Origin of the sequence: Coleofasciculus sp. LEGE 07092, from assembly GCF_015207375.1 — a bacterium.
GTDB lineage: Bacteria > Cyanobacteriota > Cyanobacteriia > Cyanobacteriales > Coleofasciculaceae > LEGE-07092.
Map to the genome: position 1 here is coordinate 1 of NZ_JADEWY010000159.1, position 13228 is coordinate 13228.

Sequence of the window (13228 nt, forward strand, 5' to 3'; positions counted from 1 at the left end):
CCCCCGCTCCCCACACCCTAGTGACTGGATGTAATTCCCCGTTGCTGCAATTGCTGCATGAAAAACTCTTCTAAGGAGGAACGGGCAAGATTGATACCGATAAGATGAGCACCCATGAGTCGCAGGCTAGCGATAAACTCTTGGGGTTCTCCTTGTAGGTAGCCGTACCAGCAATCTTCCTCGAATGCCAAACCTTCAACCCAGCGCTTGAGAATGTCTAAGTTGCCGCCTTTGCCTCTAACCTGGTAGCGGTTAGCAACGCCCAAAAGTTCGTCTAAAGAACCTGTACAAATTAACTGCCCCTCTGCCAAGATAGCGATGCGATCGCAAATCTTTTCCACGTCCGATAAAATATGGCTGTTGAAGAAAATAGTCTTGCCTTGCCCTTTGAGTGAGAGAATAATCTGGCGAATCTGGTAGCGCCCCATTGGGTCTAATCCCGACATTGGCTCATCTAGAAACACCAGCTCTGGGTCATTAATCAGTGCTTGCGCCATACCGATACGCTGGAGCATTCCTTTAGAATACTGCCGCAGTTGCTTTTTTTTGGCGGCAGATTTCGAGAGTCCGACTAACTCCAGTAATTGGGGAATGCGCTGCTGTTGTATGCTTTTGGAAATTTGGAACAGTCCGGCAGCTAGCTGCAAAAATTCCCACCCCGTTAGATAGTCATAAAAATAGGCATTTTCGGGCAGGTAGCCAATCTGTTGCTTGGTTGAGCGATCGCCTAGGGGCTTTCCCAGTAACCAGCCCCGCCCGGCGGTAGGACGCACAATTCCCAGCAAGGTTTTCAACAGGGTAGTTTTTCCCGCCCCATTCGGTCCGAGCAAACCAAAGGTTTCCCCTTTATAGACAGAGAGAGTGCAGCTTTGGAGAGACTCGATTTTTTGATTCAGCCAAAAGCCAGTGCGATACACCTTCCGTAGTTGGGAAGTTTGTACAGCCACAATCTGGTCAGAGGTCGTCAGTGCAACTGGCAAATCAGCAGTAGAATCCATCCCTATCAACGCGCTCACTCATTTTGTTTGAGTCTCCTAATTTCCTATGTTGCCGATTTTTTGGCAATTCAGAAGAGGAGCGATCGCTCTACTCAGAGCCTGTCACCTCAGAAGCTACCCCACCTCCGTCCTTATTCATCATTCATAACTGTGCTATCAACGATGAACCGACGGAGAAGACTCAACGATTCATGGCAGTAGACTGAGTGCCAGAATGCTTGGCAATTTGTTGGGCAATTTGAGGGTCATACACCCGCAAGTAATTCCAGTAATTGCCAAATACCTGCTTGACATAATCTCTGGTTTCCTCAAACGGAATCGCTTCTACAAATTCATCTGGATCGCTGGCTCCTTTCTGCCGAAGCCATTTTGCCGTGTTTCCCTCACCCGCATTGTAGCTAGCAACCGCCAGTAAAGAGTTATTTTTATGGTTCTGATGAATCTGTTGGAGTAACCAGGTTCCCAGCTTGACGTTATCTTCAGGATTCTCGAGGGAATAGTTTTTCAAATTGATTTTTTCTGCAACTCGATCCCCCATACTGGGCATCACCTGCATCAAGCCCACAGCACCAGCTCCCGAACGAATGTCCGTCTCAAATCGAGACTCCTGTCGAATCAAAGCCGTCACGAGCAGGGGGTTGATCTCACGCTTTTGAGAATAGGTTTCGATCACTTCCATAAACGGCAGCGGATACAGGGCTTGCCAGTAGGTAAGTTTGGCTTGGAGTTCCTGGTACTCAGCTTGCTCCTCAGGCTTCTCTCGATCCTCAAGACTGGCAATTTTAGAAATTCCGGTCAGGTAGTCACCCACCGCCATCCGCATTAACCCATCGGTGAATTGTTCAGCGACAGTTGGCTCCATCCGGTTTTGAAATTCTGCTTGCCAGAGTGTCCAAGCCTCTTGATCTTGACCAAGCTGATAAAGTTCTTTCAACGCCTCAGAACCAACAGGCAACACTGGACGAACCTCAGGTTGTACTACTTTGGGATTGACTTGACGGACTGTGGTAAAGTCTCCTACATCCCAACCCAGTTGCACAGCAGATCGCCACGCATAATAGGATTGCGGATGATTGGTAATCACTTGCTCGAAGGCAGCTTGGGCATCCTTCTGACGCCCTAGTTTACTTGCCCATTTCCCTGTCCAAAAGCCTGCCTGACGTGCTAGGAAACTGTTGGGGTTTTCGTTAGTAATCTGTTGCGCCCATTTCCAGGCGGCATCTGTATCTCCGGCAGCCGCTTTTTCTTGGGCTTCCTGCCAGCGATAGGCGGCGGCAGCATCAGACTCTCCATAGTTTGTGAGCAGCAATCTACGTGTTTCGGCTGCCGCTTTGTCACTTTTAAGGCGGTCGAGGGTTTCTGCTTTGGCTAAGAGGGCTTCACCTGCTCGGTCGGGGAATTGTTTGATAGCCTGGTCAAGATGTGGTACGGCTTCAATGTCAGGTTCAAGCTTGGCAAGGGCAACTAAGGCATCGAAGCTTTCTTTTGCCTTAGGAAAATCCTGCACCATCTTTTTGTAGGCGCGTTTGGCTTCTTCAGTTTTCTGGGCGTATTGCAGTCCGAGAGCTTTTAGGTAAGCATTACGGGATGTATATTCAGCGTTGGCATAGGCATCACTGGCTTGACCGTATTTTCGGTCTAGCCAGTATGCCAGGGCAATGGCTTCCCAATTCTTTGGCTGAATGAGCGGCTTGTCGCCCTTGCCTGTGACTTGGCTGTAGTTACCTACTAACTTATCAAGGGTTAAGGTAACGTCGGGCGAGTCAAAGGCATATTTCGCCATTAATAGCATCAAATCAGGTTGAGCGGCATCTTCTTTAAGTCGCTGTTGTGCCAGTTCCAGAATTAGGGGATGGGATGGATAGTTCGCGATCGCCTTTTCCCAGTATTTCGGATCGTCAGGTGAAGGGGCATAAAATAGCTGCACTTTTCCCAGAAGCCCTGAGTGGGTGGGAGATACCGCGATATCGGTTTTCTGGTACTTAGAATCGTCTGATAAGAGGGCGTACAACCCTCTAGCGGCGACTGGCTCCTTGGCGTGGTGTTGCACCAAATCCTGCCACGCTGCCAGTGCTTTGGCTTGCTCTCCTACCTGTTCATAGGCTTGGGCTCGTTTAAGAATCACATATCCTGCTAATACAGGATAGTCCCACTCGAGTCCCTCCAACCAACCCAGGGCCTTTTTTCCTTGCTTTTGCTCAATCAGGTCTGCTGCCAAAAGATAGCGAGGACGGGATCTCTCCAGAGATTTTTTGCCTTGAGCGATCGCTTCTAATTCCGCTGCCCGCTCCTTAGCCGATAGCGGTGCTAGTTGTAGAACTTTTGACGAGTTCCCACGATCTTCTGGTGCGATCGAGTTGTTTTCCAGGAACGGCAACCAAATTGTCAATTGCCCTAACGGATGGTTGTACTTGTTTACCACCACAGTACTCCCAAGTACCAGGGCGCACAGTCCGACACCGACACCCAGGGCTATCTGTTTTCGCCGCTGCCTGCGTCTTGATAGACTGTGGGGGGCGAAAATCTGACGTGACTTTCTCATAGAACCTCCTGGTGATGCACATCCATCTTAAGATCTTGGCTGTGATGGCATTGCCGGGTTGGGCAACTGTACAGCAAACCTCTGAATTTATTTCTGGTAATTCCCTTCATTTGAAACAAAAATAGCAATCTATTTTATCACGATAGAACTAGTATGGTAGGAATTGTCGCCAATCTTGCTAAGGAATTGTGAATTTTAAAGGGTACTGGGGTTGAATTTTAAATTTTCAATACGCCATTTTCAACCTTAGAGATTATGCATTGACAACTGGCTCAAACTATGCAGCCCAGGATAAACCGTTAAATGAGCTAGAGGTAGGAACATGGCGTACCATGCCCCTAGTACATTTCGTCAAAAGTTTGTAATTAACCTATCCTTACAGAGTAAATAACTCAAGCCGTTTTTCTCTTAGAACTCCGTTTCTTTCCCTTAAACAACTTAACAATTTGCCCAATGACTAACGGGACAAAACTCATCCCAATAATCAAAAGCCAACCATTAACACCCGGATCAACCGTACTCAGTGCGGCAGAGAGAAAAGGAACATAAACAGCAATCAATAGCAAACCTGTACATAAAGCTAGCGCTCCCCAGACATAGGGATTTGTGGTAATCTCATTTTTGAGGATGTTAGAGTCATTCTCACGCATATTAAAGACGTGCCAGAGTCGTGTAAAGCCTAGGGTCATAAACGAAACCGTGACGGCTTGCTTTTGCTCGAATCCCAGCCAGAGGAGTGCCAGAGCAAAAGCGCCACCAAGGGCAGCAGCAATGACTAAACCATAGCCTGCGATCGCTAACCAATGGCGGCGAGCTAAAATCTCCTCCTTCGGATCGCGAGGAGGCTCCGACATCAAAGACGGATCTCCCTCACCCAAACCAAGTGCCAGTGCGGGAAAGGCATCATTGACAACGTTAATATACAAAATCTGCAAGGGCAGCAGCGGTAAGGGAACATTCATTAATGAGGCTACCCCAACCACAATAATCTCGCCGACGTTACCCGAAAGCAGATAGACGGTAAACTTGCGGATGTTATTAAAAATCGCCCGTCCCTGTTCCACCGCTGCAACAATGCTGGCAAACGCATCATCCTGAAGCACCATGTCCGCCGCTTCCTTTGCCACCTGGGTTCCTCGTTGTCCCATTGCCACGCCAATATCTGCTTTTCTCAAAGCAGGGGCATCATTCACCCCATCCCCCGTCATGGCAACAACGGCGTTGGTATCTTGATGGAGAGTAACCAGGTTGAGCTTTTGTTCAGGACTGACCCGTGCCAGAATGGGAGTCTGTACAATCCGTTGACGCTCGTCTTGGGAGAGTTCATCAGGGCTTTTGAGTTCTTTACCTTGAATGACATCTGCCTTTTCATCATCGGTTAAACCTACAGCTAACCCGATATTTCGCGCCGTTACGGGTTGGTCGCCTGTCACCATAATCACCCGAATGCCTGCATCTTGACATTCCTCAATCGCAGAACGCACATCTTGGCGTGGTGGATCGAGTAAGCCAACCACACCTAAAAACGTCAGGTCTTCATAGGCTTCGGCATCCTCTGATCCAATGGTTTTTTGTGCAAGTCCTAGAATCCGCAAACCGTCGGCAGCAAGATGATTACCCCGTTCTTTCCAGTGTTTTCGGTCTTGATCGCTCATCTGTTTTTCGTCTGATTCTGTCAAGATGCGGGAACAAGCATTAAGGACGGCTTCCGGTGCGCCTTTAACAGCATAGCGATACTTACCCTCCAGTTCATGAACCGTTGCCATCATTTTTAAGTCGGGGTCGAATGCTTCTTCCCGAACTTCTGGCATTTTTTCGAGCAACTCCTCTCGCTCAAGTCCAGCTTTCTTCGCCACGACTAAAAATGCCACTTCCATGGGGTCGCCCACCGCTCGGCTTTCATTCGAGTCTTTTGGTTGTAACGCTGCATTGTTGCACAGCATCCCGACTTCTAGCGCTGCCTTGAGAACCTGATTCTCCAAGGGCTTAAGGGTTTTATCCTCTCGTTTAAACTGTCCTTCGGGTTCTAAGCCTTCCCCCGTGATTTCGATTTCGCCAGATTCGAGTGCTATCCGAGCTACGGTCATCCGGTTTTCAGTTAGGGTTCCGGTTTTATCAGTACAGATAACGCTGGTTGCTCCTAGGGTTTCTACAGCCGAAAGCTTGTTAATCAGGGCGTTGCGCTTCGCCATGCGCCACATTCCCCGTGCTAGAGCAACTGTAGCCACGATGGGTAATCCTTCCGGCACGGCAGCTACCGCCAGAGCGATCGCAATTTCTACCATCAGGAACAAGTCTTTGCCGACTATAATACCTGCGATCGCAATCACAACCGCGACGGCTAGTGTCAGCCAAACTAACTTACGTCCAAGTTGGTCGAGTCGCTTTTCCAGAGGTGTTTTTTCTGCGGTTCCGGCTTCTTCCGCCAACTCTGAAATGTGACCCAACTCAGTCTTCATTCCAGTTGCGACAACTACTGCTTCCCCAGAACCACGGGTGAGAGCAGTGCCTTTATAAAGCATATTTTTGCGATCTGCCAGGGAAACTTCTTCCTCTTTGATCGGTTCGAGGGTTTTGCTGACAGGAACCGACTCACCGGTGAGTGAGGACTCGTTCACTTGCAGTTTTGATGCTTCAATGGGACGGAGATCGGCGGGAACAACATCCCCACTATCAAGCACAACAATATCCCCTGGCACCAGTTCTTCTGAAGCGATTTCTTGCACTTTCCCACCGCGACGTACCTTAGTAGTGGTGCGACTGAGTTGTTGCAGTGCTTGCATTGAGCGGGTCGCTCTATACTCTGTAATAAAACCAATGGTCGTATTCACCACAATGGCAATGAGAACCGCAATGCCTTCAATCCATTGCTGAAAGAGAAAGGACAGAATAGCAGCAACCGCTAAAATCCCAATGATCAGACTTTTGAACTGCTCGATCAGGATTTGCCAAGCACTTCTGGTTTTAGCCTCTTGCAAACGGTTGGCACCGTACTGGTTACGTCGATTCTCAACGTCTGATTCAGAAAGTCCCTGATCAACAGAAACGTCAAGTTTTTGCAGAATTTCTTCAGCGGAAAGTGTCCAAGGCTTATCGGGAAGCTCTGCCATTACTACTCCTGGGTATGATGCGCTGTTAGCCTGATCGGGTAAACGCCCAATAGTAGCTTTTTACTGGAATGCTCAGGAGATTGCCTCATCCCCAGGATAGGGAGTTGGTTGGGGGAGGTGGGAGAGATGGTAGGTTTTAGCCTACATCCCCTTGAAAACTTCATGAAGAAACAAGTCCAAGTTAAGCCCAATTCCAAAACCCAAACTATAGAAGAATTGGCAGATGGTACGCTGAGGGTGCATCTGAAGTCACCGCCAGTGGATGGTAAGGCAAATAAATAGATATTTTCCAAATTTGCAGATTGCTTGTATGACAATTTGTATGACAATTTGTATGTCAATTCGTATGACAGTAACTCAACGCGATCGCTTCATGTTGAGGTTTATTTTTCTTTACCAATTGACCTACTTTTTTGTGTAAACAAATTTTATGAGTAAGCTTAACAAAACTCAATAGTCAAACCGAGCAAGGAACGGTTGAGATTATCGTAATGCTGATGTAGAGCGAACTCTGGCTCCCAGTAGCTACCGACCGCTTGACTCCCTCTTAATAATCTTTTTATGAAGAAAAATTAAGCCCTCGATTTACTATGAAGATTGAGTAAAGTTCTTTATAAAGCTTTTGCAAATAGCAACCAATCGTTAATTTCTCCTGCTAAATTTTAATTAGAGAGCAGTTCATTCCAAGGTTCATACCATCAGGGCTGCTAAGAGGACAAGCCTCGCTCAAAAGGGTTCTATATCTACACAGAGGAATTAAGTCATGAAAATGAATGCGTCTACCAAAGTTCTGGCATCTACTACTTTTGCTCTCTCGTTAGCCTTTTCTACAGCATTTCCTACTCAAGTTAGAGCCACTGATACTGTGTCTGCTGATTCCGCTTCTGAAAATAGAGTTAGACAAGAGCAGCTTGTGACTCCTAGAGATAGGATTGATGATTCTACTAGACCACAAGCTTGTATATGGGTAGGAAGTCACAAATGTTGTTGGTGATGATATAGATTCGGGAAAGCTGGTGTAGCCAATAATTATAGTTCAAAATAGTAGGGAAGGCGTCTACCCAGAATTCACGGGTGCTTCAAGCTCTAATAAGTAGTCAATTGTTAGACTCTTGTTATTAACTCTGAGGTACTTGTATGCAACGACGCCCCCACTTATTTTGGCTAGTTCAGATTATTCCCTGTTGCTTTCTAATTCCAGTCGCCTCGGTTCAAGCGCAAATTGTCTCAGACGATACACTCCCCACTAATTCCATCGTTCCTCCAAACTGTACTGTCTGCACCATAGAGGGGGGAACGGTGAAGGGGGGCAATCTCTTCCATAGCTTTCACGAGTTTTCGATACCCACCAATGGGTCAGCCTTCTTCAACAACGATCCGGATATCCAAAACATCTTCAGCCGTGTGACAGGTGGTTTAATCTCTAACCTTGATGGCGTTCTCAAAGCGAACGGCACGGCTAATCTTTTTCTTCTTAATCCCAATGGGATTGTTTTTGGTTCCAATGCCTCCCTAGACATTGGTGGTTCTTTTGTCGCTTCTACGGCAAATAGCCTGAAGTTTTCTGATGGTTCAGAGTTTAGTGCTAACAATACCTCTACCTCACCTCTACTAAGTGTCACTGTTCCGGTGGGTTTGCAATTCGGAGACGCTGTGGGACGCATTGTGAATCGCTCTCAATTCATTTCAAATGAAGACATTGAAAATGGTGAAAATCCGACAGGACTTGAACTTCAGCCTAGTAGAACATTGGCACTGGTAGGTGGTGAAGTACGATTAGAGGGTGGTAATTTAACCGCTCCAGGAGGACGGATTGAGGTAGGGAGTTTTGGTAGTAATAGTTTAGTTAATCTAAATTCAACCAACCAAGAGTTGACTCTGAGCTATGAAGGCGTCCAGAGCTTCCAAGATATCCACCTATCTCAAGGAGCTGTCATTGATGTTACTGATCAGAGTTCTTTCGTTGGTAGTGGTGATATTCAGATACAGGGCAGACGTGTGACGCTTACCGATGGCTCACAAATCTCGTCTGCCACTTTCGGATCGATATCAGCCGGAACTGTTTCAGTCACTGCCTCAGAGTCAGTAGAGCTGCTTGGTACTTCAGCCAACGGAATTTCGAGTAACTTAAATACCGTCACAATAGGTGATGGGGATGCTGGAAGCTTGAGAATTACAACTCGGCGATTAATTCTCCAAGATGGTGGATTAATATCCACCAGCTCTGTTTTTCTCCCCCCTTTCCAGAATTCTAGTTCTGTGAAAGGAGGGAGTGGAAACTTGACTATCAATGCCTCGGAGTCAGTAGAAATCAGTGATAGATCTCCAGTTACTGGAATTAGTGGTTCCATCACTGTTGAAAGTTTAACCAATGGAGATCCTGGAGAATTGAATATTAACACTGGGCGGCTGATTCTTCGAGATGGAGGAAGAATATCAGCAGCGACCTCCGGCGCTGGTCAGAGGGGAACCTTAACGATAAACGCCTCAGAGTCTGTAGACGTTATTGGCACTGGCACGGATGTTAATGGTCAGGTTGCTCCTAGCACCTTAGAAGTTTCCAGTACAGGAACTGGCAATGCCGGAAATTTAACAGTTACCACCGATAACTTGAGACTTCAAGATGGTGCTGAAATTACGGCTAGCTCGACTCAAGCGGGGGGTGGCAACATCAACATTACTGCCGAAGATATTCGTCTACGCAATAGTAGCTTGATTAGTTCCAGTGTTTTTGAGAGTGTTGGTGGCGGTGGCAATATTGCGATTAACTCCGATATTTTTATCGCTCTAGAAGATAGTGACATTCTGGCAAATGCCTTTGATGGCAGGGGGGGTGATATACAGATTGTTTCCCCCGTGTTTCTAGCCGACCTCTTCTCAAGTGGCAACGCGACGGCTGTTGGTCGCAACCCAGGCTCTTTTGAGCCATTTCGCGGCAATGATCGAGTAGATATTTCGGTGGCAGCATTAGGGAGTGGCGATACTGGCAGCTTATCCGTATCATTTCAAAGCTTGGATCAAAATTCTCTCTCGTCACTGTCCGATAATTTTGTCCCTCCAGAGCAAGTGATTGCAGATAGTTGCCTTACCCATCGCCACAAGGAACAAGGCAGCTTCATTGTTACGGGTACAGGTGGCTTACCGAACAATCCTTACAATCCCATGAATGGTCAGTATTCTGTTACCCAAGTTCAAGGCATAACCGCTTCCTCTGAGCAACTCACAATACCTAATCCCCCATCTCCAACTCCAAATTCTTGGCAACCAGGCAACCCAATTCAGGAAGCAGAGGGAATGACGGTTACTGCTGATGGACGTATCATGGTGGGTAAGGCTCCGGCGCTGATAGCCGCTAATGGGGCTGAGGAGTTAATCTGCTCTTATAGCACACCCAATGTGAAGTAATCTTTAAAGTTAACAGTCGAGGAATCTTACTGATATTAGCGGTTTTTACTGGAATAATGTACAGTCCCTCGATATAGATTAAAGCGTATCCCGATACGATTGGGAGCGACTGTACCTTGCCACCTTCCCACTGAGGGAGTAAAGGTGTATGTGGAAACAGCTAAGACGAAAAATTTGGGAAGGACGAGGAATCTGGACGATTGCTCCGGGTGTTACTGGAGTCATTCTGGCACTGCGGCTTTTTGGCTGGTTGCAACCTTGGGAATGGGCAACGTTCGACCAGTACTTTCGCTGGCGTCCCCTAGAACCCACTGACGAACGACTTGTCATTGTCGGCATTAACGAGGCAGATATAAAACAAATTGGGCAGTGGCCCCTTCCCGATGATGTACTTGCCCAACTCATTGAAAAAATTAAGGCTCAAAATCCCAAAGCTATTGGTCTTGATCTTTATCGGGATTTACCTGTCCAACCCGGTTCTAGTGCCTTGGTCAATGTTTTTGAAACCACGCCTAATTTAATTGGTATTGAGAAAATTCAGGAACAAGACCCCAGTGCGTCTGTCCCTCCTCCACCCGTATTAAACCAACTGGATCAGGTTGGCTTTAATAATCAGGTGGTCGATGTTGATGGTAAGCTGCGTCGAGCTTTGCTGTACATGACGAAGAATGAGCAACCTACTATTTCCTTTAGCCTCAGACTGGCTTTAATTTATCTACAAGACTACAATATTTATCCGCAACCTTCAGAGAATAATTCCGCAATTTTTAATTTGGGAAAGGGTACGTTGCGACCTTTTACATTTAATGATGGGGGTTATATTAATGGAGATGACGGCGGGTACCAAATTCTGTTAAATTATAGGAGTCCGGCAGGTAGCTTTCGTAGGGTGTCACTGACAGAGGTGCTAGCCAACCGGATACCAAAAGACTTAATGCGCGATCGCATTGTTCTAATTGGAGCAACGGCAACAAGTCTGAACGATTTCTTCTACACGCCCTATAGTGGCAATGAAATTGCCACACAGGAGCGTACACCAGGAGTAGAAGTTCAAGCAAATATTATCAGCCATCTACTCAGTTCAGCACTAGACGGAAGACCAGGGATTAAAACGTGGTCGGAGCCAATAGAAGGGCTGTGGATTTTTCTATGGTCTTTTACGGGTGCAACGTTATGTTGGGTGTTGCGAGATGCCGAAGGTGTTGCCAAGTTATTGCCGCGTTGGACAGTAATCAGCCTTGTCCTAGCTCTTTCAGGTTTAGTGGGTAGCAGCTACTTAGCCTTCCTGATAGGAGGGTGGTGGATACCTGTGATTCCCTCAGCCCTAGCGTTATTGGGTGCCGCTACAGCTACCACTGGTTACATTGCTAATGTTGAGCGTGAAGAACGGCAAACAGTCATGAATTTGTTTAGCCGTCATGTCACCCAGCAAATTGCGGAAACAATTTGGCGCGATCGCCATCAGTTACTTAAAGAAGGGCGTCTACGAGGTCGAAAAATGACTGCCACAGTTTTATTTTCAGACCTAAAAGGTTTTAGTACTGTTGCCGAACATATGGAACCAGAAACCGTGATGGTTTGGCTAAATGAGTACATGGATGCTATGGCTGGATTAGTGCTTCAGCATGGGGGTGTTGTGGATAAATTTATTGGAGATGCAGTCATGGCTGTGTTTGGTGTACCAATTGAACGCAATACTTCTGAAGAAATTGCTCAAGATGCGATCGCCGCAGTCCACTGTGCTATAGCCATGGCACAGAAGCTAGAGACACTCAATCAACAGTGGCACATTCAGGGATATCCACAAACAGCAATGCGCGTGGGAATTGCTACAGGCAATGTTGTAACAGGCAGTTTGGGCAGTTCCCAACGATTTGACTACACTACTTTAGGAGATAGCGTTAACGTGGCAGCTCGGTTGGAAAGTTACGACAAATCTTTAGATGGCGGAATTTGTCGAATTTTAATTAATGAAGAAACTTACCAGCGTCTCCAAAATAGCTTTCCCACGAAAGCGATCGGTCAGACAAGGCTCAAAGGTCGCGACCAGCTAACAGTCGTTTATCAAATTTTGTATTAGCTTTGAACCCTGTACAGCGGCTGAAGCAGGGATTAGCTTCTGTACAAAAAAGTCAGAATTTATCCAAAATTTAGTCAATCCCAATTTCCAATAGCTGGAGTAGGTGCATCGAAATCGTCCCACTTCTGTAGATCCTTTTGAAAAACAGAACCTACTTCTATGAAAACTACTCGCCAGCAACTAACAACAATGATTGCCGGGATGACCTCAATTTTGTCCCTGCAACTGCTCGGAGTTTTATTCACACCCCAACCTGACTCTTTTGAGTCATTGAAGACTACCCAAGCTATCCCATTTAACTGGTTTAGTTTACCTGCCAACGCCGAGCCAAATACTCCAAGACTTACGCAAGTTTATCAGAAGAGTATCGCCCGTCAAAGCACTCGCTCCCGAAAACAATATTTTCCCCCACTCAACCCTAATCCACGACGCACTCAAGGGTCTGGTGCCCGTGGTTGTGAAAAATCTTTACCAGGAGATTTGGTCACTCTCTTAATTCCTTCCAAGGATTATGCAGGACAAACTTTATCCGGTCATCCCACCTTTTCCTGGTACTTGTCACAACCTATTTCAGTACCCCTGCAGTTTACCCTAGTAGAACTTGGAGTACCTCAACCCCTGTTTGAAAAACAGATTGACTCTCCCCAAGTTGGGATGATGCAGATCGAACTCCCCAAAGACAAACCCGAACTCTTGACCGGACGGGTCTACAAATGGTCTATTTCCCTAGTCTGCAATTCAAAGCGCCCTTCTGCCAATCCTTTATTTATTAGCTGGATTGAGCGCATATCCCCAACACCCGAATTAGAGCAACAATTGGCAGCAGTAACCTCCAACAATAATCCTGCGGATAGAACACTGCGCAATCGCGCCTGGGTCTATGCTCAGTGGGGACTTTGGTATGATGCCATCCATGCCCTATCTGAGGCAAAGACTGCTAATCCTAACGAGATGTCCATCAACGATGAGTTTTTCTCTCTTTTAGAGCAAGTTGGCTTAACTCATGTAGCGGAACAAGAGCAGCAGAGTTTTGCCAAATTTTGACAAAGATGGGGAGCTAGGGAGCTAGGGAGCTGGGGAGCTAGGGAGCTGG

The 13228-nt window shown here is 46.9% G+C and carries 7 protein-coding genes and 1 pseudogene; 5 read left to right on the plus strand and 3 right to left on the minus strand.

What is annotated here, in order from left to right:
- Nucleotides 1-17 precede the first annotated feature (17 nt).
- Nucleotides 18-998 carry an ABC transporter ATP-binding protein gene (locus IQ257_RS26045; protein ID WP_193933331.1) on the minus strand — a complete coding sequence of 327 codons (981 nt, stop codon included), beginning with the start codon at nt 996-998 and terminating at the stop codon, nt 18-20.
- Between the two features lie 23 nt (nt 999-1021).
- Here IQ257_RS26045 and IQ257_RS26050 point away from each other — a divergent pair, with 23 nt between their 5' ends.
- Entirely contained in the window at nt 1022-1204 is a 183-nt protein-coding gene (locus IQ257_RS26050; protein ID WP_193879316.1) for a hypothetical protein, read from the plus strand.
- Here the strand turns inward: IQ257_RS26050 and IQ257_RS26055 are convergent.
- Both IQ257_RS26055 and IQ257_RS26060 read right to left on the minus strand, forming a co-directional pair.
- Nucleotides 1180-3540 (minus strand): transglycosylase SLT domain-containing protein, encoded by a 2361-nt coding sequence (locus tag IQ257_RS26055; RefSeq protein ID WP_193933333.1) that lies wholly within the window; start codon nt 3538-3540, stop codon nt 1180-1182. The two genes, IQ257_RS26050 and IQ257_RS26055, sit on opposite strands and share 25 nt — an antisense overlap.
- A gap of 392 nt (nt 3541-3932) precedes the next feature.
- On the minus strand, nt 3933-6650 hold the full coding sequence (locus tag IQ257_RS26060) for a cation-translocating P-type ATPase (RefSeq protein ID WP_193879310.1): 2718 nt from the start codon (nt 6648-6650) through the stop codon (nt 3933-3935).
- A gap of 162 nt (nt 6651-6812) precedes the next feature.
- On the opposite strand from IQ257_RS26060, the pseudogene IQ257_RS26065 reads away from it, so the two are divergent.
- The 4 genes and pseudogenes from IQ257_RS26065 to IQ257_RS26080 all read left to right on the plus strand — a co-directional run.
- Nucleotides 6813-6929: pseudogene (locus tag IQ257_RS26065) on the plus strand (DUF167 domain-containing protein); the annotation flags it as partial.
- 858 nt (nt 6930-7787) lie between these two features.
- Nucleotides 7788-10055, plus strand: a complete 2268-nt coding sequence (locus IQ257_RS26070) for a filamentous hemagglutinin N-terminal domain-containing protein (RefSeq protein WP_193879304.1) — start codon at nt 7788-7790, stop codon at nt 10053-10055.
- Nucleotides 10056-10203: 148 nt separating this feature from the next.
- Nucleotides 10204-12135: a CHASE2 domain-containing protein gene (locus IQ257_RS26075; protein ID WP_193879301.1), complete on the plus strand. Its 1932-nt coding sequence runs from the start codon at nt 10204-10206 to the stop codon at nt 12133-12135.
- Between the two features lie 159 nt (nt 12136-12294).
- Nucleotides 12295-13179 (plus strand): DUF928 domain-containing protein, encoded by an 885-nt coding sequence (locus IQ257_RS26080; protein ID WP_193879298.1) that lies wholly within the window; start codon nt 12295-12297, stop codon nt 13177-13179.
- Nucleotides 13180-13228 lie beyond the last annotated feature (49 nt).

Excerpts from the sequence above, each read along its gene's own strand:
- IQ257_RS26060 (WP_193879310.1), bottom strand. The coding sequence starts at position 6,650 with ATGGCAGAGCTTCCCGATAAGCCTTGGACACTTTCCGCTGAAGAAATT.
- IQ257_RS26045 (WP_193933331.1), bottom strand. The coding sequence starts at position 998 with ATGGATTCTACTGCTGATTTGCCAGTTGCACTGACGACCTCTGACCAG.
- IQ257_RS26070 (WP_193879304.1), top strand. The coding sequence starts at position 7,788 with ATGCAACGACGCCCCCACTTATTTTGGCTAGTTCAGATTATTCCCTGT.
- IQ257_RS26080 (WP_193879298.1), top strand. The coding sequence starts at position 12,295 with ATGAAAACTACTCGCCAGCAACTAACAACAATGATTGCCGGGATGACC.
- IQ257_RS26075 (WP_193879301.1), top strand. The coding sequence starts at position 10,204 with ATGTGGAAACAGCTAAGACGAAAAATTTGGGAAGGACGAGGAATCTGG.
- IQ257_RS26055 (WP_193933333.1), bottom strand. The coding sequence starts at position 3,540 with ATGAGAAAGTCACGTCAGATTTTCGCCCCCCACAGTCTATCAAGACGC.